Raw genomic sequence first — 20,695 nt, forward strand, 5'->3', positions numbered from 1 at the left:
AGAATAATTCAAATGATTAAGCATACTGTTTTTACGGGGGTTATGGAAATTATACATTTTTTTCATAACCCTCGACTTTTTTCTCTTGTAGAGGTATAATGTCTATATAGTATAGGTATGCTCTACCTATACAGAAAGGAGGATATTATGCCAGTAACAGAGAAAAAATATCCTGACTGGGTGCAGGAGAAACGGACCAGGGGAACCACCGTCAAAAAGAAAGGTGATACTTATTATCTCTATAAACGCACTTCCAGGCGTGTTCCCGGGAAAAAATACCCACAGCCGGTAGATACTTATATCGGCATCATAACTCCGGAAGGAGTCATAAAAAGTGAAAAGAAAAAAATATCCCTGGGAGGGATAGAAGTGAGGGAGTATGGATTCTCCAGGGCAGTATGGCAGCTGTGCCCGGAGGGATGGAAGAAACCTCTGGGGAATGACTGGGAGGATGTCCTTTCGGTTATTCTGAAAAAATGGTCACCAGAGACCTACCTTGCGAAAGAAAGAGAGATAAAAACGGAGCAGGAATTTCACTATCAGTTTAATGCCCAGGCAGCATCCCTGAGCAGACGGATTTATAAAGAGCACGGAGTAGAACTTCAAAAACTGCAGATATTGAAAAGTATTTATCTGCTGTATTTTGAAAAAGAAAGGGTGATATCAAAGATTAGTACAGAACAGGAGGAACTGTTAGAAAAAACAGGGGTGGAACTTTCCGTGTGCTGAGAATGGCTTTCGGACAAAAATGCTTCTGGAATATATGAGGATGGTGCCGGATCCACGATGCGGCCGGGAGACAAAGCATGACTCTGCGGAAGTGCTGGTATGTCTGGTGACCGGTTTTCTGGCAGGAAAGACAACTATACGCAGGAGCCTTAGATGGTGTAACAAACATCTGGAAGAGCTGCGGGAATATCTTCTATTAAAGAAGGGTATCGCATCCCCGGCAACAGCATGCCGGATCCTATGGGGGATTGACGTGGAACTGTTTGCGCTGGCATTCATGGAATGGATCGGGGAGATTGTAAGCACGAAAGGAATCCATATATCAATTGACGGAAAGGCACTGCGGGCAGCAATGGAGAAAGTGAAGGATTTCAGGGCCCCGATGATCCTGAATGCGATAGATGCGGTAACGGGACTGGTGATCGCGCAGATGCCCATTCAGAATAAAGACTGTGAGATTAAGGCGATACCGGAGCTGTTGAAACTGCTTGATATCCAGGGAAGTACAGTCACAACAGATGCAATTGGGACACAGACGCAGATCATGGAGCAGATCCTTTCCCAGGGGGGACATTTTGTGCTGATGGTAAAAAAGAACCAGCCACAGTCCTATGATGAGATCGTGAAATATTTCGGAGAGATGGCAGAAGACCACAAAAAGATGAAAAAAGACAGTAACTACAGGGCAAGGTATCCGGAAATGCAGGAAAAATATGAGGAAGTGTGCCAGCAGGAAAGGAACCGTGACAGGCAGGAATACCGATGGTACAGCGTTTGTGGGGAATGCAGCCTCCTGACAAAGACACAGAAAGAATGGCCTTTTGTAAAAACAGTGGGATTAGCCCGTCAGATACGGATACCGGTTGAACGGGATCCTAAGGGAAATGATATCACACCAGATGTGAGGACATTTCTGGAAAAGGGTTCAAGAAGAAGGCCCAGACCAGTCCAGGATGAGGAAAGGCCAAAGGATATACAGAAAACAGGAATGATCTCGGATATGGAACTGACAGCGGAAGAAATGGGACGTATAAAAAGGGAGCACTGGTCGGTCGAAAACCGACTTCACCATGTGTTAGACGATACGTTCCGTGAAGACAGGTCCCCGGCGAAAAAATCAAAGATCAATCTGGCCCTGATCAGGAAGTTTGCCTATAACATCCTGCGGATAGCTATGCTGGCCGGGGACTGTTCGGAGATCATGACAGAAGCTATGGACGAGTTCAGTGATGATCCATTCTTAAGAAAGAAATATGTCTTCAACGGGATAGCCAGTTTCTATTGATATAAAATAAGTATAAGTTATTTTGAAAAAAGTGTAAATAAGATATAGGGATATTTTGCGCCTTTTTAGAGGGCAAACATCTTGGATGCGGGTAAGGAATTGCAAAGGATGCGTTTAGAAAGATTCTGATCTGAATAATAGAGGGGTTATAACAAATGAAGCTGTTTGGGAAGATTCATGAAACAACCCTGTGAGATGAAGTAAAGAATATTGAATTAATTATAAAAGCTGTTTATAATAAATAGAATAAAGAGTGTTCATTTGGCCGTAAAAGCGTGTATATAGATTCCGAAAGCGCGACAATCAGTTGTGTCGCGCAGAACCGGAGCATGGTAAGGAGGAGTAAGATGGAATCCGTCCAGAAATTAATAGAAAAAATGTTACATAACAAGCGACAGAACAGGAATAGAAGATATATAATCACCTGCATTGCAGCAGTTGTTGTATTTGCGACGGTCTATGGAATAATGTCGCCAGCCTTCGCTCTAACAAAGCAAGAGTGCGTTCAGGAAGAACATGAACATATGGATGAGTGCTACATCGGTGGAGGAGAGGAGAAAAAGATGAGCGATACCTCTGCCGGCGATGGAGAAGATGGGCAGAATGCAGAGCCCGTGGTGGGCGGAGACTCTGACGCCATGCTGCCGGACGATGATTCGTCTGATAGTGATATAGTGGAGGATGCGGAAGCATCCGCCAACACGCCTGATGCCGGGGCGGCGGAAGATGATGTAATGTCCGATGGCACACCTGATGTTGGAGTAGCGGAAGATGACGTAATGTCAGATGGCACATCTGATGTTGGGGTAGTGGAAGATGGCGTAACCTCAAGGAATGCATCTGGTGTTGGGGTAGTGGAAGATGACGCAATACCAAGAGACGTATCTGATGTTGGAATCGTGGAGAATGCCGTAACGCCAAATGGCACGGTGATTCATGTGTTTGACTATTGGCTGACGGATAGGGTTTCTAAAAACTCAGGCGGGGATTATGGCGAGGGGAATCAACCGGATAAGGGGATTAACAAGGGGCATGCGTTGCAATTTACGACAGACGGTGCAGAGGGAATAAATAAATGGACGGGTAAGGCCGGAGGTCCGTACAAAGGAATTGTAGAGAACACGCTTGTTAACGGCTATCCAAAGCTCACAGAGGAGGCTGCGGGCAAATCGGGCAAGAACGGCGCGGAGGCAGAGTCTCTCGCATACCTGTTTGATCCGAAGATAGAGAATCCGTATAAGAAGACTTTCCGTAACGTGGGAGGTCTATTGCAGATTGATAAGACGGGATACTATTACTACAACAGTCAGAGTAATTTTGCTGAGTTTGATGAAGAGAGCAGGCAATTTGTGTTGTATGACACATGGGGAGTAGAAGCCGGTGGAAGCAGTCCGAACGGACAGTTTTTCCCGTTTAATAAGTTCAAGGAGTCGGTAAATCATAAGTCTAATAGTAAGGAAATCAACCACTATTTTGGCCTGACCATGACGTCCCGCTTCGTGCAGCGGTATGGAGGGCATACGGATTCATCCCGGAAGAAGACCACCGTCTTTGATTTCGCGGGCGATGATGATGTATGGGTTTTCATCGACGATGTGTTGGTTGGCGATCTCGGTGGCATCCATGACAAAGTAAGCCTTGCCATAGATTTTTCAACAGGCGATGTGCAGATTAATGGAGAAACATCTAACACAATACGATCAGCGTTTCAAGCGGCAGGGAAAACAATCGATGAGGATGAGTGGGCCGGAAATACATTCGCCGATAATACGTACCATACTTTGAAGTTTTATTATCTTGAGCGCGGTAACATGGATTCCAATATGTATTTGAAATATAATCTGACTGCGGTTCCCACTACGGGAATTTATAAGGTGGATCAGTACGGCGATCGGATACCTGGCGTTGGATTCTCGGTGTATAGAGCTGATGAAAACTGGAATTACAGCGAAGATGATGTACCCGTATACACGGGCACCACTGATGCAAATGGCGAGATGATGTTTGTCGACGAAGACAATATGCCGTATACATTAAAGGAACTGAGAGCCCTATTGGGAGATTACTGTGTTTTAAAGGAGACTGGGATTTTAGATGGATACCGACGGACCAGCAGGGAAATCCGGCTGCAGATTACGGATAAGGTGATGTTGTGCAGAAATACCTATGATTCCGGCGTGTGGTCAACGCCGACACTTCGGGTTGCGGCACCGGGCATACTGCGTCTGATAAGTGGAGCAGAACAGCCATATTACGACGAGAGCGAAATAAAGGGCACGTTATTTGCCGTCGTGCTCAAGCGAAGGGGAAACGGAGCATTAACCGCACAAAGTAGTTGGGATCCGGTTTCGGGCAACAGCACGAATGGTTATAACGTGAACACAGTAAACCAAGGAGACAACTTTATTGCGAAGGCAATTGAAACAGCGAAGGCACAGAAAAATAATAAGAGAAACGTTGAATTTGCCATGGCGCCCAGTGGGGCAATGGAGCTGACGTTAGAGGATATTCCGGGTGATATCACAGAATATTATCATATGCTTGATTCAAGTGAAAAAGAGAAAGCGAGGTATACGGTTGCATATTACTGGACAAATGCAAAAAGCCTTGATGGGGCTACCAGTGAGAATACGGTTCGTGTCAATGGAGAAGCAGAGGATCATGTATTTGACCGCATGTTTGGCGCAATTGTTGAGATACCGAACCTGTCCAATCGTCTGATTGTTCAGAAATTTGACGAGAAGATGGAAAAACGCATAAATGGTGCAAAATTTGCATTGTATAAAGCGGATATAGGCGGGGGCTATATTGCTGACAATGATGAAGTTATTATGTCCCTGGAAGATGGGAATTATACGATTGATGAGCAGACCGGTGTGATCACATGTAGTGACGGCAAGACAGTTTCTCCGGTTGAGGTTCTGGAAACGGAAGACAGTAAAATCGCGGAGGAAGATGGAACAGCCGTTTTCGGGGTAAAGAAGGTATTGTCGCAGGGGTGCTATTACTTGCGGGAGATTAAGGCTCCGGTGGGCTATACGATTAATCCAACGCAGATTATGGCTCGGGTGACGGCAGAAGGCATTTACGCAAATGCAGGTACAGAAGAAGATGGTGTGAGAGTTGGTTGTGGTCCGGGGCATATTGCGGCTACGCTACATAAGGCGGCTTCGGAGGGTCAGGTAGACAATACATTGACGTGGATTTATGAGAAGCTGCGAGTATCTCAGGGGAATGCGGGCTTTACGGCAATGGACGAGGAGACTGGCCAGACGTGGCCGTACCTCAAGGATGCGAATGGAAAGGATCTGGTTACGTACCTGAAATATATCGTCACAGATAATCAGGAGAAGACGCTGTTCAATTACGCGGTGAATGAAAAGAGGTATTCAGAAGGCACGGATCTCTCCAGGATTACCAGACGTATCTACACAGATACCGGTTGGCCGTACTATGAGATATATCAGGATGCAGAGTACGGTAAAGGAAAGGCGGAGGCAAAGGGGGCCGATTATGATGAACTGGAGAGCAAAAGTATTGCAAATCTGTTTTCACGCTCAACGTACGTTCAGGTATCCGACAGTAAGGTTAGCAATTTAGAAATCAGTAAGACGGTTGTCAATGCTCCGGAGGGAAAGGATGACAGTTTTACATTTACGGTCGGCCTGACGAAGGCGGATGGTGAGATTTTGGCCGGCTCTTATCTTTATCAGGTCTACACAGTCGGTCAGGATGGGAAACGAATTGCAGTGACCGACACGGATGGAAATCCAGTCACGGGTGTCATCCAGCCTGATGATCAGGAGAAGAGCACGCTCACGCTGAAGGCTGGACAGACTGCAGTGATAGAAAACCTGCCGTATGATGCGAAGTATACGGTCACGGAAACGGCAGTGAAGCAGTATACTACGACTGCAGCAGTGGATGGAGAGAATCTCGGAACTTTGGATTCTCTCCGGGTGACCGGTGAATTAATCTGGAAACTGTCGGATGATGCCACAACGGTAGAAAATACCACGACCGTGGCGTTTACAAATACATATTACCCGCCGTTTACTGTGATACTGAAAAAAACGGATGCGGCGGATTTAGAGAAGCTTCTTTCCGGCGCAAAGTTTGTACTTTATCGTACGGAGAAGGGGGAGAAGCAGTACTACAGCGAGATGGGTGGTACAGTGACGTGGAAAACGCTGACAGGTGGTCAGACAGAAGAAAACTTTGCACTGATGACGGATGAAAAAGGTGAAATCATATTTGAGAATCTATCTGAGGGAACATATTTGTTAAAGGAAGTGAAGGCACCGGATGGTTATAATATGTTGAAGGAGCCTTTTGCATTCACCATATCCCGGAATGCAGTCCGAATCGATGCTTCCAACAGCGGCATTACGGTGGGAGAAGACGGAAAAACGCTCCTTGTCAAAAACAGTGCAGGGGCTGCGCTGCCGGAAACGGGCGGTGTTGGTACCACAGTGTTTTACATTGTCGGGGGCATCCTGATGATTGGTGCAGGAGTCCTGCTGGTAACGAGACGTCGGTTGGAAAAATAGAATCTGGGTGAATTATGATTAAAATTAAGTCGGAACATTTTAATATTTCCCAAATCTGTGCATCAGGGCAATGTTTTCGTATGGAAATGCGGGAAAATGGAAGATATAGCGTGATTGCAGGGGAACGGTATGTGGAGGTCAAACAGTGTAAAGAAGGGGCAGTGTTTTATTTCGAGGAGGATTTAAACAAGAAAGAGTGTTCAAAGATATGGCCGGGAAATATCTGCAAAGAAGGGGAAAGGGAACCTCTGGAAAAGGAGACGGCTTCATGGGAAATGCAGGAATTCTGTGGATTTTGGAGGCAGTATTTCGATTTGGAGACAGATTATGCGGCATATATGGAGATGGCGAATCCAAATGATGCATATTTGATGCGGGCGATTGCATTTGGGAGCGGTATGCGGATCTTGCGGCAGGATCTTTGGGAGATGATCGTTTCCTTCTTGATTTCGCAGCAAAATAATATCGTCAGGATTCGCAGATGTATCCACAATATTTGTGAGAAATATGGGGAGGAACGAAGGAATTTCCACGGCGAAGTATTTTATACCTTTCCGAAGCCGGAGGCGCTTGCCGGACTGGACGAGAACGCCTTGATGGAATGTAATCTGGGGTATCGGAGCAAGTATGTGGTCCGCGCGGCCCGAAGTGTGCTAAGCGGGGAAATCGACCTTGAAGCAGTAGAAGGTATGCCGTATAAGAAAGCAAAGGCGGAGCTTTTGAAATTGTTTGGAGTGGGGGAAAAGGTGGCGGATTGCATTTGTCTTTTTGCACTGCATCATTTGCAGGCATTTCCGGTGGATACCCATATTCAGCAGGCACTTGGCGCGCATTATAAGCGAGGCTTTCCCCATAGGAGATATGGGAAGTTTCAAGGGGTGATTCAGCAGTATATTTTCTATTATGAATTATGTGGGGAAAAGGACGGGGAGTTAAAACGTGTTTCGCGGAAAATAGACGAAAAACAACGATAATAATCTTTATCTACCTAAGTTCGTCGAAAGGCTTGCAATAGGGAAAAAAGGGTGTATACTTCTAGGAACTTAAGTACCTGGAAGGAGGAATGGTTAGATGGCTGGAAGATTAAAAGAATATTTCCCTATGATCCGCGAGCGAAGGGAACTTTTGGAGGAAATTGGAAAAAGGAAGGATTTAGAAGCGGTATATGAGTCGTGGACTTTGGAACAGAAGGAAGAGTTTCTGGATTTTTGTACGGGAGCCCGGGGCGCGAAAATGTTGTATGACTCATTTTTTAAAGAAATCCTGAACCCGGAGAGTACGCCGGAACGGCTGGAGGATCTGGTATCGGAGGTGTTTGGGCGAAGGGTGCGCATTTTGCAGGTGCTGCCCAATGATTCGGTGAGGCTGGCGGATGAAGGGTCGCTTTTGATTACGGATATTATAGTAGAGATGGAAGATGGATCCGTGATAAATTTAGAGATTCAGAAGATAGGATATAAATTTCCGGGGCAGAGATGCGCGTGTTATTCGGCAGATATGCTGCTTCGGCAGTATAAGAGAGTGAAGAGCCGGAGAAAGAAAAAGTTTAGTTATAAGGATATTCGCGGTGTATACACGATTGTTTTGTTTGAGAGGAGCACGAAGGAATTTCAGGAATATAAAGACAAATACAGACATCATTTCAGGCAGAGATCGGATACGGGGCTTGAACTGCCGCTCCTGCAGGAATTTTACCTGATTCCGCTTGACATTTTTCAGGAATGTTATCACAATAAAGGTATAAGCAGCAGGTTGGACGCATGGCTGGCGTTCTTGTGCATGGACTCCCCGGAAGTGATAGAGGAAATCATTGAAGCTTATCCAGAGTTTCGGGAGTTGTATGAGCATGTGTACGAGATCTGCCGGAATATCGAAGAGGTGATGACGATGTTTTCGAAAGAATTGTTGGAACTGGACAGGAACACGGTGCAGTATATGATTGATGAGATGCAAGATGAGATAGATGAGCAGAAAGGGACGATAGATAAGCAGAAGGGGACGATAGATGAGTTGAAGGGAACAATAGATGAGTTGAAGGAAACGATTGATGCGCTAAAGCAACAGATTCAGGAATTAAAGCAGGCTAAGTAGACCTGCTTTTTTTCAATGAAGTGAAGAATAATCTTTCCACGGCAGTGTAGTCTGAAAGTAAAGATAAATATTGTAAATCCATATAGGGACAATTATAATGATAAAGGAAAGATTCAGAAGAAAAGACCGGACAGATGAGGAGCATATCTCGATCCTATAAAGCAGGACTATTGAGATTAGCCTACAATTTTATAAGTTCCATGAAAAAATAGCTTGACTTGGAGTGAACTCTAAAGCATAAACTATATATGGAATTAGAAAATAGCAGGGATATTGCGGGGCAGAGTGCAGTGTGAAACGGCATTTGCATATGCCAGAAAGGGAAGAGTCATGACAATTTCGGAAGTGAGCAGGAAATATGGGATTACGCAGGATACATTGCGGTATTATGAGAGAGTCGGCGTGATTCCGCCGGTGCACCGGATGGCCAGTGGACTTCGGGATTATACGGAGGAAGACTGTGGCTGGGTGGAGCTTGTGAAATGCATGAGAAGCGCAGGGCTGTCAGTGGAGGTGTTGACAGAATATGTAAAACTGAGCAGAAAGGGGGATTCCACCATTCCTGACAGGCTGAAACTTTTGGTAGAGCAGAGAAAACAGCTTGCCGCGCAGTTGGAAGTGATCCGTGAATCTATGGAAAGACTGGATTATAAAATATCCCGTTATGAAGATGCAGTAAAAACAGGAACATTAAACTGGGATTAAAGGAGGAAAAAAATATGATCTATAAGAATTTTCAGGAATTAAAGCTGTCCGCCCTGGGGCTGGGAACGATGCGTCTGCCGCTTATTGACGGAGATGACAAGCAGATCGATGAGGCGGCAACTGCGGAAATGGTGGAGTTTGCGCTCAAACAGGGAATCAATTATTTTGATACGGCGTGGGGATATCACGACGGCAATTCTGAGATCGTAATGGGAAAAACGTTGAAGAAATATCCAAGAGAGAGCTTTTATCTTGCGTCTAAATTCCCGGGATACGATTTAAATAATATGCCGAAGGTGGAAGAAATATTTGAAAAACAGCTTGAAAAATGTCAGGTGGAGTATTTTGATTTTTATCTGTTCCACAATGTCTGCGAAATGAATATTGATGCGTATTTAGATGAAAAATACGGTATTTTCGAATACCTGATGAAGCAGAAGGAAAATGGAAGAATCCGCCATCTCGGTTTTTCTGCACATGGAAGCTATGCTGTGATCAAACGTTTTCTGGAGGCGTATGGGGAGCATCTGGAATTCTGTCAGCTGCAGATCAATTATATTGACTGGGAATTCCAAAGCGCTAAGGAGAAGGTGGAATTACTCAAAGAATACCAGATTCCGGCATGGGTAATGGAGCCGCTTAGGGGTGGCAAGCTGGCCTCTCTTCCGGAGGAGGAGGCAGGGACGCTTAAGGGACTGCGCGCAGATGAGGACATTCCCGCCTGGGCATTTCGATTTTTACAGAGCATACCGGAGGTGACCATGATTCTTTCCGGTATGTCCAATATGCAGCAGCTTCAGGATAACATACATACGTTTGAGACAGAAAGACCGTTAAGTGATGAGGAAATGCAGAAACTTCTTGACATGGCATACCGCTTAAGTCACGGAGTACCCTGCACGGCCTGCCATTATTGCACCAGCCATTGCCCGAAGGGAATTGATATTCCGACGATGATTAAGCTATATAATGAACATACATTTACCGGAGGCGGATTTATTGCCCCGATGGCGCTTAAGGCAGTTCCGGAGGAAAAACAGCCGTCCGCATGTATTGGCTGCAGAAGCTGTGAGGCAGTCTGTCCACAGCAGATCAAAGTATCTGAGGTCATGGCGGATTTTGTAAAGAAATTAGGTACGGAATAAATTGAGGGAGACTTTATGGAAGCAAGAGAGATACTGGAGCAAGTGAAAAATGGAGCGATCACTGTGGAGGAGGCGGAGGCCTATTTCAGGCGGAAGCCATTTGAGGAACTGGGATACGCGAAACTGGATACACACCGGGAAATGCGCTCGGGCTTTCCGGAGGTTATATTTTGCAGTGGAAAACCGGATCCTTTTCTGGTATCTATTTATCAGAAAATGGTGGATCAGACCGGTCAGGCTTTTGGGACAAGGGCAAGCCATCACCAGTATGAGATCGTGAAAGAAGTGCTGCCGCAGGTCATCTATGATGAGACTTCCAGAATCTTGAAAGTGGAAAGGCCGGGGCAGAAACGGCAGGGGAAGATTGCGGTCTGTACTGCGGGAACGGCGGATATTCCGGTGGCCGAGGAGGCTGCTCAGACGGCAGAATATTTTGGCGCTAATGTGGAGCGGATTTATGATGTGGGTGTCAGCGGCATTCATCGGTTGTTTTCCCGGCTGGACGCGATTCAGTCTGCAAATTGTGTGGTGGCTGTTGCGGGAATGGAAGGAGCGCTTGCGAGCGTGCTGGGCGGTTTGGTAAGTAATCCGGTCATCGCGGTTCCGACTTCGGTGGGATACGGTGCGAGTATGCACGGACTTTCCGCACTTTTGACGATGATCAATTCCTGCGCAAATGGAATTGCCGTGGTAAATATCGATAACGGCTATGGGGCAGGGTACATGGCGACGCAGATTAATCGCCTTGCTTCTGGCGGGAAAGAGTAATTTACAGGTCTATACCTGGAAGAAAGAGTGGCAGGCCAAAGGAGATACGAGATGTCGGGAGTTCAGAAAGAGACCGAGAGCAGAGAGGGCGCTGTGGCAGAGGAGAAGCTGGAGGAGCTAAAACAATATTTCATAAAGCTGGGTGATGTTCTGGTCGCGTATTCCAGCGGTGTGGACTCTACTTTTTTGCTCAAAGTGGCGCATGATGTGCTCGGGGAACGGGCGGTGGCTGTTACAGTACAGTCCTGCCTGTTCCCGGGAAGAGAGTCTGCGGAGGCGGAAGACTTTTGCAAGAAGGAAGGAATCCGGCAGATTATTTGTAATGCCGATGAGATGGAAATTCCGGGGTTTTCCGGGAATCCTAAGGACCGATGTTATTTATGCAAAAAGGATTTATTTGAAAAAATCGGACAGATTGCAGCCGCTATTCGGATAGAGCATATTGCAGAAGGCTCTAACGTGGACGATATGGGAGATTACAGGCCGGGACTTCGGGCGGTGGCAGAACTGGGAATCTTAAGTCCGCTTAGGGAGGTAGGACTTACCAAAGCGGAGATCCGGTATCTGTCCAGAAAGCTGGGGCTTGTAACGTGGGAGAAGCCGTCGTTTGCGTGCCTTGCCTCACGTTTTGTATATGGGGAGACGATCACAAAAGAGAAGCTTGGTATGGTGGAGCAGGCGGAACAGTTGTTATTGGACTTGGGATTTCGCCAGATGCGGGTGCGGATTCACGGGACGATGGCGCGGATTGAGGTGCTGCCGGAGGAAATTGAACGGCTGGCGTCAAAAGAGATTCGTGAAGTCGTTACGGCAAGATTCAGGGAATATGGATTTACATATATAGCAATGGATTTAGCCGGCTATCGTACAGGAAGTATGAATGAGATCTTATAGAGTAGTTGGGGCAGAAATTGATCGATTGGATCAAGAAAATCAGGGCGGAGCGTTTTAAAAGACGAATGGCTCGGAATCAGGGACAAGGAGAAAATTTATGGGAAAGACATTATATTTGGAATGCAGTGCCGGAATCAGCGGGGATATGATGGCGGCCGCACTTTTGGATCTGGGGGCAGATCAGAAAGTGCTGGATCAGGCTCTAGCAAGTATACCGGCGGGAGGATTTTCCGTGGAAGTCGGCCGGGTGAAAAAGGCGGGAATAGACTGCTGTGATTTTAATGTGAAGCTGGACGCAGAGCATGAGAATCATGATCATGATATGGAGTATCTGCACGGTAAGACGTATGGACATGAGGCGGCGCATGAGCATGGGGACCATGGGCATCACCATGAGTTAGCAGAAGAACATAGCCATGAGCATACGAATCATGGACACCATCATCATCACGAGCATCGAGGCATGCGTGAGGTAATGGAAATTATCGACGCATGTACGATGTCGGAGAGTGCGAAAAAACTGGCGGTGAAAATTTTCCAGATTCTTGCTCGTGCGGAAGCAAAGGCACACGCAGTTCCGGTAGAGGACGTACATTTTCATGAAGTGGGCGCCATTGATTCTATCGTGGATATCGTGGCGGTGGCAGTGTGCGTGGACAATCTGGGGATAACAGATGTCATTATCCCGAAATTAGTGGAAGGGTGCGGCACTGTGAGATGCCAGCACGGGATTCTGCCGATTCCGGTGCCGGCTACGGCAAATATTGTCGCAGAACAGGGCTTAAAACTGCAAATTACAGAAGTGAAGGGAGAATTTGTCACTCCGACCGGTGCGGCGATCGCGGCGGCACTTAAGACTTCTGACAGACTTCCGGAAGAATTTACGATACAGAAGATTGGAATTGGCGCAGGAAAGCGGACGTATGAACGCCCGAGTATTTTGCGTGCGATGCTGATCGAGAGTCAGGAAAAAAAGGAAGATAAAGCGCCGGAGACAATCTGGAAACTGGAAAGCAATATCGACGATTGTACCGGAGAAGCATTGGGATATGTCATGGAACAGCTTTTTGCTGCAGGAGCACGGGACGTGCATTATATGCCGGTCTATATGAAGAAGAATCGACCGGGCTGGCAGTTAAATGTAATTTGCAGCAAGGAGAAAATAGAAGCTTTGGAACAGATCATTTTCCGCGAGACTACCACGATCGGAATCCGCAGACAGGAGATGGCACGTACAGTGATGCGGCGTGAAATCCGGGAGGTGGAAACATCTTGCGGCAGGGCGCAAGTCAAGTTCTGCTCCTGCGGGGATATCGTAAGATATTATCCCGAATATGAAAGTGTGGCGTCCATTGCCAAAGCGCAGAGAAAACCGTATGCGGAAGTGTACCGCGAGGTGATGGAGGCCGCGGCAGATTTATAGGAACGGATACAGGAATACCAAAAGTGGAATGGTCAGAATGGAAAGTAATGTGGACAGAATGATCGTATAAGCACATTCCTTTCCGTCCAGACCGTGTTCTTTTACCAGCATCAATACCAGATTTCCACAAGGCATAGCCAGCATGATCATATAAGTCTGGCACATGACCGGGGAAATTGGCAGGCGTTTTAACAGAAAGGTCCCTGCAAGTGGAAGGAGTATCAGTTTCCAAACGCAGAACAGATAGCGTTTCCAGCTGGTAAACAGTGCAAGGATACTGTCCTGGGCACCCAGTGAGACGCCGATTACCAGAAGGGAGATCGGAGTCGTCGCATTGGCAAGGTATTGAAGACCGTCGGCAATAGGACCGGGAATCGTAAATCCGGTCAAAAACACGATCAGTGTCGCTATGCAGGCAAGGGTCCCAAGATTAAGAAGCGGTTTCAGGTTAGAAAGCTCAAACCGCTTTTTCTTATCTCCGGTTTCCAGAAGTCCGATGCCATATGTATAAATCAGTATATTATATTCCAGAATAAAGATGGCTACATAAATCAGCTTATCTGCGCCAAGCAGTGCCTTCACCACCGGAATTCCCACAAATCCTACATTTGCAAAGATATAGAGCAGTTCCGTGATATGCTTCTGATCCGGAGTATTTCGGGTGAAATGCACCAGGATTTTAGAACATATGATCAGGAAAACAAAGAGTCCGGTGGACACCATAAACAGGCTTGCGACAGAGTCCTTCGCCCCGGCAGAGGCATTCCCCAGAACACTGGAAAAAATCATAGCAGGGTTAAAAATATTAATTACCAATTTTGATAAAGTCGCATTATTTTCTTCGCTGATCAGGCCCTTTTTATGGCAGAAAAACCCTACAAGAATCAGTAAGAAGATAACAAACATTTGCTCGGTTGCAGTCATTACGCTCATTTTCATTCCTCATTTCTCATACCTTTTACAGGTGATATTCATATCAACATATAGCATATAATTGTATCCAATGGTTTTATTATATGAAAAAGAAAGTATTTTCACAAGGGGATTTAGAAATTCAGTTTTCAATATCTAAAAAACGTTTAAAAATGAAGACTACATGAGTAGAAGTTTAACTATAGACGTGTTATAATGTCCACGAAAGCAATGAGCAGTGCCAAAGTGCAGAAAAAGCAATCGGCTGCTTGCAGACGAATTGCTTTTCCTGCACTTTGATAGGGCGAAGCCCGTGAACGAACGAGCGAAAGCTCGTGAGTTCGCACTGCGGAGAACTGTGCATCAACGCATTTTGATAGGGCGAAGCCCGTGAATTCGCGAAGCGAAGAACCGTGCACCAATGCATTTTGATAGGGCGGAAAGCTCGTGAGTTCGCACTGCGGAGAACTGTGCATCAACGCATTTTGATAGGGCGAAGCCCGTGAATTCGCGAAGCGAAGAACCGTGCACCAACGCACAGCAGGGGAATGCTTATCGTATTGTAGTAGAAAAGGAGAAAATAATGTCAAAAAAAGTAAATTTAAAAGAATATGCCGTAATCATAATCGGTATGTTCATCATATCAGCAGGAATCTATTACGTAATGATGCCGGGAGGCTTCGTTCTGGGAAGCCTTGCAGGTCTTGTGGTCGTACTGGTCAATTTTATTCCGTTGTCGGTATCGACTCTCACATTTATATTGAATGTAATCCTATTATTGATCGGCTTCGTGTGCATAGGAAAAGAGTTTGGCGGCAAGACGGTATTTGCGTCGATGCTGCTCTCCGTTTATCTGTGGATTTTCGAGAGACTGACTCCGAAGGTCTCACCGCTTACCGGAGATATCCTGATTGATATGCTTTGCTTCCTGCTGATGCTTTGCTTCGGACAGGCACTCCTATTCAATGTGAATGCCTCCTCAGGCGGACTGGATATCGTAGCAAAATTGCTGAACAAATATCTCTACCTGGATCTCGGAAAAGCAGTAATGTTCGTGGGATTTGCGACAGCCGCGACTTCAATCCTGATTTATGACCGGAAAGTTCTGGTAGTCAGTTTGCTGGGAACCTACTTAAGCGGTATTGTACTGGATAACTTTATCGACGGTTTCCACATGCGAAAACGGGTATGTATTATTTCGCAGAATTACCAGGCCATACTGGATTTTATTTTCAAAGACTTAAATCGGGGGGCAACGCTGTATTCCGCTTATGGTGGCCTGAACCATGAGGAAAAAGTAGAAATCACGACGATTCTGGAGAAGAATGAATACGGAAGACTGTTGGCGTATATTCACGAGAATGATCCGACAGCTTTCATGACGGTATCCAGTGTCGGTGAAGTGATTGGAAAATGGAACGAGAATCGTAGAAGAATCGGATAAATAAGGAGCGATAGCATGCGTGAAACAGTGTTATTGATTAATTTTCAGGACAAGAAAAGACTGCGGGAGATTCAGATGATGCTGATGACGGCAAAGCTGCGCCAGCGCCTTGTGAAGAAGGAAGAATACCTGCAGACTATAGGGGCCCTTGCCGGCGTGAATGGCATGGAACTGACGGAGGAGATTTATACAGGGGAAGAACTGGGGGAGGAAATGATGGTATTTGCCTCCCTGACAGAGAATCATCTGAACCAGATCTTGTATCTGATGCGAAAAAGCAACGGAGGACCGGTGGCATATAAAGCGGTAATGACAGAGACCAACCGGGAGTGGAAGGTGAGGGATCTGTATGCAGAGCTTGCGAAGGAACATGAGGCAATGCAGAAGTTGAAGAAGAAAGAGGGGACTGATGATCATGAAAATTAGAAATCCTAAATTAATGGCGCTTATGCTGTCTGGGATATTGGGAGTATCGGTATTGGGAGGGTGCTCCGGCGAGAAAAAAACAGAGGAGAAGAAAGAAGTGACCCAAGAGGACGACTCCAAAGAGGACCTCTTCGAAGACGATGCATACGAAGATGATGCGTATGAAGATGAGGGGTATCCGGACATGGGCGACGAAACCGGTAATATTAGCACCGTTGGGCAATTCGAAACCACCGATATAGAAGGAAATGCTTATACAGAAAAAGTATTTGCGGATTACGATCTTACGCTGGTCAATGTACTTGCTACCTGGTGCTCTCCGTGCGTGCAGGAACTGCCGGAGCTGCAAAAGCTTTACGAGGAAATGGAGGGCAAGAAGGTCGGCGTAATAGGGATTGTGATGGATACTGCGGAGGATAACGGGCAGTATGCAAAAGAGGCAATAGAAAAAACGAAAGAACTGAAAGAGAAGGCAGCGATAACATTTCCGCTTCTGGTGCCGGACACAGGGTATCTGAACGGACGTTTAAGCGTGATTCAGGGCTATCCGACAACGTTTTTCGTAGATAAAGAGGGAAATATTGTCGGGCAGACTTACGAGGGCAGTACCGACCTGGAAGCGTGGAGGGAGGTCGTGGAAAATGAACTGGCCAATCTGAAAGGGGAAGAGTAATGAAGAACTGGCTGCATTCCCGATGGCTAGGGGCCATCGCCGCCGTCGCAGGGCTTCTTATGATGTGCTACGGAATTTTCAGAGGCGAGGTGGGCGTCGTACTTACCAAAGCAATAAATATATGTATGGAGTGTATTGGGATTGGATAAGCAGAAGAGAACATTAGGCGAATGGCCCAGGCACGGGATACAGGCATTCTGGGCCTTGCTGACAAACAGCCATATCGTGGGGTTTTTGAACGGGAAGATTTATAGAGGAGACCTTAAAAAAATCTGTGTCCCGGGACTGAACTGCTATTCCTGCCCGGGAGCCGTCGGAGCCTGCCCGATCGGGGCGATTCAGGCGGTCGTGGGGAGCTGGAATTTTAAGTTCGCCTATTACGTGATTGGTTTTTTGATCTTTATAGGCTCAATGATCGGAAGGGTGGTATGCGGGTTTTTGTGTCCCTTTGGTCTGATACAGGATCTGCTACATAAGATTCCATTCCCGAAAAAGATCAGGACGTTTCGGGGCGACAAAATATTGCGGAAACTGAAATACGTGATTTTTCTCGTATTTGTCATTCTGCTCCCGCTGTTCGTTGTGGACATTGTGGGGCAAGGGGCGCCGTATTTCTGTAAACTGATCTGTCCGGCAGGCACACTGGAAGGCGGAATTCCTCTGGTGCTGCTGAATAGGGGAATGCGAAATGCCATTGGCTGGCTGTATGCGTGGAAGAGTGTAATACTGGTTGTAACGATCGTGCTTTCCATTTTGATCTACCGGCCATTTTGTAAATATATCTGTCCGCTGGGCGCATTTTATTCTGTTTTCAATCCGATTTCTATTTTTAGGTATCGGGTAGACGAGGTAAAATGTGTGCACTGCGGAAAATGTGCCAAGGCCTGCCAGATGCAGGTGAATCCAGTGGAGAATGCGAATGATATGGAATGTATCCGGTGCGGCAGATGTAAAACGGTCTGTCCGACGCAGGCGATCAGTTGCGGGGTGAAGTGGTAAAGTAGAAATAACAGGCCAAGGTAAATGCCAAGTAGGCATTTACCTTGGCCTGTTATTTTGGAGCATGCAGGAACACATCCCAATTCTACCACTTGGCAGCCTATATTTACCACTTACCGAAAAGCTATTTACAGAAAAACTGTGATGTGGTTAGATAGGTCTATGCGGAGCAGTAAATGCGTATGACCGGTGCAAAGGAGGGAGAGGATGAGGGTACGAATAGAGATTGATGAAGATCTTAAGGAAGAGGAAGTCATTATCCGAAGCCGTGCGCTGGACGACCGGGTGCAGAGTATTCAGGCCGCTGTGGAGGATGTGGCGAACCGGCGTAGAAAAATGGTGTTTTATAAGGGAGAGAAGGAGTATTATCTTCCCCTTTCGGAGATGCTGTTTTTTGAGACGGATGGAAATGAGATCTATGCACATACCATAAAGGACGCTTACCGGATTAAGTATCGGCTCTACGAGCTGGAAGAGCTCCTGCCCGGGTATTTTATGCGAGTATCTAAATCGACGATCTTAAATACGAAATGCATCTATTCGATCAGCAGGTCGGTGTCGACATCGTGTGTGGTGCAGTTTCAGAACACGCATAAACAAGTATATGTATCCAGATTTTATTACAAACCACTTAGGAATAGATTAGAAGAAAAGAGGGAATAGGTCATGAAAAGAAAAAACTGGTTTTGGGGAATATTTTTTATTGCGGCGGCCGTTCTGCTGGTGGTTGGCAACCTTGGAATTCTCGGAGCTGTGAATATCTGGGGGCTTCTGTTTACGGTAGTATTTGCCGCGACTTTGGTAAAAAGCCTGGCGCATAAAAATGTGGCGGGCGTGCTGTTTTCCATCGCATTTCTTTGTATTATCTACGCCAAGCCCCTTGGAATCACGGCGATCACACCGTGGACGGTTCTTGGCGCGGCACTTCTCGGAAGCATTGGGGTGTCCTTTTTTTACCACCCGCATATGCCGGGGGGCGGTCATATACAGGTGGGAGACGAGAACTTCAGCGACATCGAGACCGTAGAAGGAGAGGAAATAGAGTTCGTGACCCGGTTCGGCGGTAGTATTAAATACGTCAATTCTGAGGATTTCCGCTCCGCCAGGGTCGTGGCGTGCTGCGGCGGCGTAAAACTGTATTTAGACAATGCGGTGATTCAGGGCGAGCAGGCAGTGCTGGATCTGTCCCTTTCTTATTCCGGACTTGAACTGTACGTTCCCAAGACATGGAAAATCGTCAATAACACAAATGTATTTATGGGCGGAATCGAGGAGAAGAACAGCAGGGGAGTGGCGGAAGAAAAGACACTGGTTCTAAGAGGGGAAATCAAGCTGTCGGGAATCATGGTGATTTATATATAGGAGAAGAAAATGGGAAAAAATTTTTGGATGGTAGTAGTAGGCCAGGTGATCTCCCTGTTTGGAAATGCAGTTCTGCATTTTGCGCTCCCTCTGCATTTGCTGAATGTGACGAATTCTCCGGCTCTGTTTGGTATGGTTTCTGCGCTGGCTTTTCTGCCGATGCTGGTCATGTCGCCGATTGGCGGTGTGGTGGCGGACCGGGTAAACAAAAAGAACATCATGGCAGGCCTGGATTTTTTCACGGCAGGGATCGTGCTGGTGTTTACGCTCTGCTATGGAAAATATAATATGGTTTTAAACATTTTGATTGTGCTGACGCTGCTTTACGGGATTGCGGGGGCGTATCATCCGGCGGTTCAGGCCAGCGTCCCGGCGCTTGTGAGGGAGGAAAAGATTGTGGCGGCGAATGCAGTGATCAATATGGTGACGTACCTTTCCGGCCTCCTGGGACCGGTCATCGGCGGAGTGTGCTACAGTATAGGCGGTCTTAGACCGATTCTGACGATCAGTATCATTTGCTTTTTATGCTCTGCGGTAATGGAACTGTTTATCCGGATTCCACAGGCGGAAAAGCAGCAGAAGAGGGAAAATGCATTTCAGATCCTGTCGTTGGATTTAAAAGAAAGTATCCGGTTCATCGGGAAGGAGGAGCGGAATATAGGAAGGCTCACGATTTTGCTCGCGCTGTTCAATCTCTTTTACTCGGCTCTCGTGACGATAGGGATTCCGGTCATCGTGACGCAGATCCTTCCATTTAAAAATGCAGACGCAAACCAGATGCTGGGGTATGCGCAGGGCATACTGGCGTTTGGAGGAATTGCGGGCGGACTGGTAAGTGCGTATCTGGGAGAGAAGCTGAAGATCGGCGGCAGTTGGAAACAGTTATTATGGGCGTGTATTCTCCTGATTCCAATGGCGCTGGTCCTGTTTTTGAAAGCCAGTGCGGAAATCGCGTATGTGGTCATTTGCATGAGCTGCTTTGTCGGAATGCTGCTGGCAAGTGTATTTTCGATAGGCATGCTGGCATATGTGCAGAAGATCACGCCGGGGAATCTGATCGGAAAGGTGATTGCGTGGGTGATGGTGGTCTGCAACTGCGCACAGCCGGTCGGACAGGCGATGCATGGAGTACTATTTGAAAAACTGGCGGGCAGAGAGTGGGTGATTTTCCTTATGTCGTTGGCGGCGACAGGAGTGATCACGTGGAAATTCTATCAGTGGACGGCGGTTTATCGGGAAGAGGAATAAAGGAAAATAAAAGATATATTACCGATTGAAATTGCGCGGGT

19 protein-coding genes are annotated in these 20,695 nt (G+C 46.7%); 18 read left to right on the top strand and 1 reads right to left on the bottom strand.

The window, feature by feature from the left end; all coding sequences use genetic code 11:
• Positions 1-147: 147 nt before the first annotated feature.
• The 10 genes from ABXS75_03835 to larC all read left to right on the top strand — a co-directional run bounded on the left by ABXS75_03835 (position 148) and on the right by larC (position 13,590).
• Positions 148-729, top strand: a complete 582-nt coding sequence (locus tag ABXS75_03835) for a hypothetical protein (GenBank protein XCP85944.1) — start codon at positions 148-150, stop codon at positions 727-729.
• Positions 730-769: 40 nt separating this feature from the next.
• Positions 770-2,014, top strand: a complete 1,245-nt coding sequence (locus tag ABXS75_03840) for an ISAs1 family transposase (GenBank protein ID XCP85945.1) — start codon at positions 770-772, stop codon at positions 2,012-2,014.
• Positions 2,015-2,361: 347 nt separating this feature from the next.
• Complete coding sequence (locus tag ABXS75_03845) at positions 2,362-6,564, top strand: SpaA isopeptide-forming pilin-related protein (GenBank protein ID XCP85946.1); 4,203 nt, start codon at positions 2,362-2,364, stop codon at positions 6,562-6,564.
• 14 nt (positions 6,565-6,578) lie between these two features.
• Positions 6,579-7,538: a DNA glycosylase gene (locus ABXS75_03850; GenBank protein XCP85947.1), complete on the top strand. Its 960-nt coding sequence runs from the start codon at positions 6,579-6,581 to the stop codon at positions 7,536-7,538.
• A gap of 97 nt (positions 7,539-7,635) precedes the next feature.
• Positions 7,636-8,655, top strand: a complete 1,020-nt coding sequence (locus ABXS75_03855) for a PD-(D/E)XK nuclease family transposase (protein XCP85948.1) — start codon at positions 7,636-7,638, stop codon at positions 8,653-8,655.
• Between the two features lie 330 nt (positions 8,656-8,985).
• Positions 8,986-9,360, top strand: coding sequence for a MerR family transcriptional regulator (locus ABXS75_03860; protein XCP85949.1), 375 nt, complete (start codon positions 8,986-8,988; stop codon positions 9,358-9,360).
• A gap of 14 nt (positions 9,361-9,374) precedes the next feature.
• Positions 9,375-10,505 (top strand): aldo/keto reductase, encoded by a 1,131-nt coding sequence (locus ABXS75_03865; GenBank protein ID XCP85950.1) that lies wholly within the window; start codon positions 9,375-9,377, stop codon positions 10,503-10,505.
• A 15-nt stretch (positions 10,506-10,520) separates the two neighbouring features.
• Positions 10,521-11,273 (top strand): nickel pincer cofactor biosynthesis protein LarB, encoded by a 753-nt coding sequence (gene larB / locus ABXS75_03870; GenBank protein ID XCP85951.1) that lies wholly within the window; start codon positions 10,521-10,523, stop codon positions 11,271-11,273.
• Positions 11,274-11,324: 51 nt separating this feature from the next.
• Positions 11,325-12,167: an ATP-dependent sacrificial sulfur transferase LarE gene (gene larE / locus ABXS75_03875; GenBank protein ID XCP85952.1), complete on the top strand. Its 843-nt coding sequence runs from the start codon at positions 11,325-11,327 to the stop codon at positions 12,165-12,167.
• Between the two features lie 97 nt (positions 12,168-12,264).
• Complete coding sequence (gene larC / locus ABXS75_03880; protein XCP85953.1) at positions 12,265-13,590, top strand: nickel pincer cofactor biosynthesis protein LarC; 1,326 nt, start codon at positions 12,265-12,267, stop codon at positions 13,588-13,590.
• Here the strand turns inward: larC and ABXS75_03885 are convergent.
• Complete coding sequence (locus ABXS75_03885; protein ID XCP85954.1) at positions 13,585-14,529, bottom strand: AEC family transporter; 945 nt, start codon at positions 14,527-14,529, stop codon at positions 13,585-13,587. The genes larC and ABXS75_03885 overlap by 6 nt on opposite strands.
• A gap of 556 nt (positions 14,530-15,085) precedes the next feature.
• Here ABXS75_03885 and ABXS75_03890 point away from each other — a divergent pair.
• The 8 genes from ABXS75_03890 (at position 15,086) to ABXS75_03925 (ending at position 20,654) form a co-directional block, all read left to right on the top strand.
• A complete protein-coding gene (locus tag ABXS75_03890; protein XCP85955.1) occupies positions 15,086-15,946 on the top strand; it encodes a YitT family protein in 861 nt (286 codons plus the stop codon).
• 15 nt (positions 15,947-15,961) lie between these two features.
• A complete protein-coding gene (locus tag ABXS75_03895) occupies positions 15,962-16,372 on the top strand; it encodes a DUF3783 domain-containing protein (GenBank protein XCP85956.1) in 411 nt (136 codons plus the stop codon).
• Positions 16,362-17,045 (top strand): TlpA disulfide reductase family protein, encoded by a 684-nt coding sequence (locus ABXS75_03900; protein XCP85957.1) that lies wholly within the window; start codon positions 16,362-16,364, stop codon positions 17,043-17,045. Before ABXS75_03895 ends, ABXS75_03900 begins: the two co-directional genes overlap by 11 nt.
• Complete coding sequence (locus tag ABXS75_03905) at positions 17,045-17,194, top strand: CD1871A family CXXC motif-containing protein (GenBank protein ID XCP85958.1); 150 nt, start codon at positions 17,045-17,047, stop codon at positions 17,192-17,194. The genes ABXS75_03900 and ABXS75_03905 overlap by 1 nt, the downstream gene beginning before the upstream one ends.
• Positions 17,187-18,044, top strand: a complete 858-nt coding sequence (locus ABXS75_03910) for a 4Fe-4S binding protein (protein ID XCP85959.1) — start codon at positions 17,187-17,189, stop codon at positions 18,042-18,044. Before ABXS75_03905 ends, ABXS75_03910 begins: the two co-directional genes overlap by 8 nt.
• A 207-nt stretch (positions 18,045-18,251) precedes the next feature.
• On the top strand, positions 18,252-18,707 hold the full coding sequence (locus tag ABXS75_03915; GenBank protein ID XCP85960.1) for a LytTR family DNA-binding domain-containing protein: 456 nt from the start codon (positions 18,252-18,254) through the stop codon (positions 18,705-18,707).
• A 3-nt stretch (positions 18,708-18,710) separates the two neighbouring features.
• Complete coding sequence (locus tag ABXS75_03920; protein ID XCP85961.1) at positions 18,711-19,406, top strand: hypothetical protein; 696 nt, start codon at positions 18,711-18,713, stop codon at positions 19,404-19,406.
• 9 nt (positions 19,407-19,415) lie between these two features.
• Complete coding sequence (locus ABXS75_03925) at positions 19,416-20,654, top strand: MFS transporter (GenBank protein ID XCP85962.1); 1,239 nt, start codon at positions 19,416-19,418, stop codon at positions 20,652-20,654.
• Positions 20,655-20,695: the final 41 nt, after the last annotated feature.

The sequence above is a fragment of the Roseburia hominis genome (assembly GCA_040702975.1).
In the GTDB taxonomy this organism is placed as follows: Bacteria; Bacillota; Clostridia; order Lachnospirales; family Lachnospiraceae; genus Allocoprococcus; species Allocoprococcus hominis_A.

What these genes read in the sequence shown, in the direction of transcription:
- ABXS75_03835 (XCP85944.1), top strand. Translation starts at nt 148, where the DNA reads ATGCCAGTAACAGAGAAAAAATATCCTGACTGGGTGCAGGAGAAACGG.
- ABXS75_03840 (XCP85945.1), top strand. Translation starts at nt 770, where the DNA reads ATGGTGCCGGATCCACGATGCGGCCGGGAGACAAAGCATGACTCTGCG.
- ABXS75_03845 (XCP85946.1), top strand. Translation starts at nt 2,362, where the DNA reads ATGGAATCCGTCCAGAAATTAATAGAAAAAATGTTACATAACAAGCGA.
- ABXS75_03850 (XCP85947.1), top strand. Translation starts at nt 6,579, where the DNA reads ATGATTAAAATTAAGTCGGAACATTTTAATATTTCCCAAATCTGTGCA.
- ABXS75_03855 (XCP85948.1), top strand. Translation starts at nt 7,636, where the DNA reads ATGGCTGGAAGATTAAAAGAATATTTCCCTATGATCCGCGAGCGAAGG.
- ABXS75_03860 (XCP85949.1), top strand. Translation starts at nt 8,986, where the DNA reads ATGACAATTTCGGAAGTGAGCAGGAAATATGGGATTACGCAGGATACA.
- ABXS75_03865 (XCP85950.1), top strand. Translation starts at nt 9,375, where the DNA reads ATGATCTATAAGAATTTTCAGGAATTAAAGCTGTCCGCCCTGGGGCTG.
- larB (XCP85951.1), top strand. Translation starts at nt 10,521, where the DNA reads ATGGAAGCAAGAGAGATACTGGAGCAAGTGAAAAATGGAGCGATCACT.
- larE (XCP85952.1), top strand. Translation starts at nt 11,325, where the DNA reads ATGTCGGGAGTTCAGAAAGAGACCGAGAGCAGAGAGGGCGCTGTGGCA.
- larC (XCP85953.1), top strand. Translation starts at nt 12,265, where the DNA reads ATGGGAAAGACATTATATTTGGAATGCAGTGCCGGAATCAGCGGGGAT.
- ABXS75_03885 (XCP85954.1), bottom strand. Translation starts at nt 14,529, where the DNA reads ATGAAAATGAGCGTAATGACTGCAACCGAGCAAATGTTTGTTATCTTC.
- ABXS75_03890 (XCP85955.1), top strand. Translation starts at nt 15,086, where the DNA reads ATGTCAAAAAAAGTAAATTTAAAAGAATATGCCGTAATCATAATCGGT.
- ABXS75_03895 (XCP85956.1), top strand. Translation starts at nt 15,962, where the DNA reads ATGCGTGAAACAGTGTTATTGATTAATTTTCAGGACAAGAAAAGACTG.
- ABXS75_03900 (XCP85957.1), top strand. Translation starts at nt 16,362, where the DNA reads ATGAAAATTAGAAATCCTAAATTAATGGCGCTTATGCTGTCTGGGATA.
- ABXS75_03905 (XCP85958.1), top strand. Translation starts at nt 17,045, where the DNA reads ATGAAGAACTGGCTGCATTCCCGATGGCTAGGGGCCATCGCCGCCGTC.
- ABXS75_03915 (XCP85960.1), top strand. Translation starts at nt 18,252, where the DNA reads ATGAGGGTACGAATAGAGATTGATGAAGATCTTAAGGAAGAGGAAGTC.
- ABXS75_03920 (XCP85961.1), top strand. Translation starts at nt 18,711, where the DNA reads ATGAAAAGAAAAAACTGGTTTTGGGGAATATTTTTTATTGCGGCGGCC.
- ABXS75_03925 (XCP85962.1), top strand. Translation starts at nt 19,416, where the DNA reads ATGGGAAAAAATTTTTGGATGGTAGTAGTAGGCCAGGTGATCTCCCTG.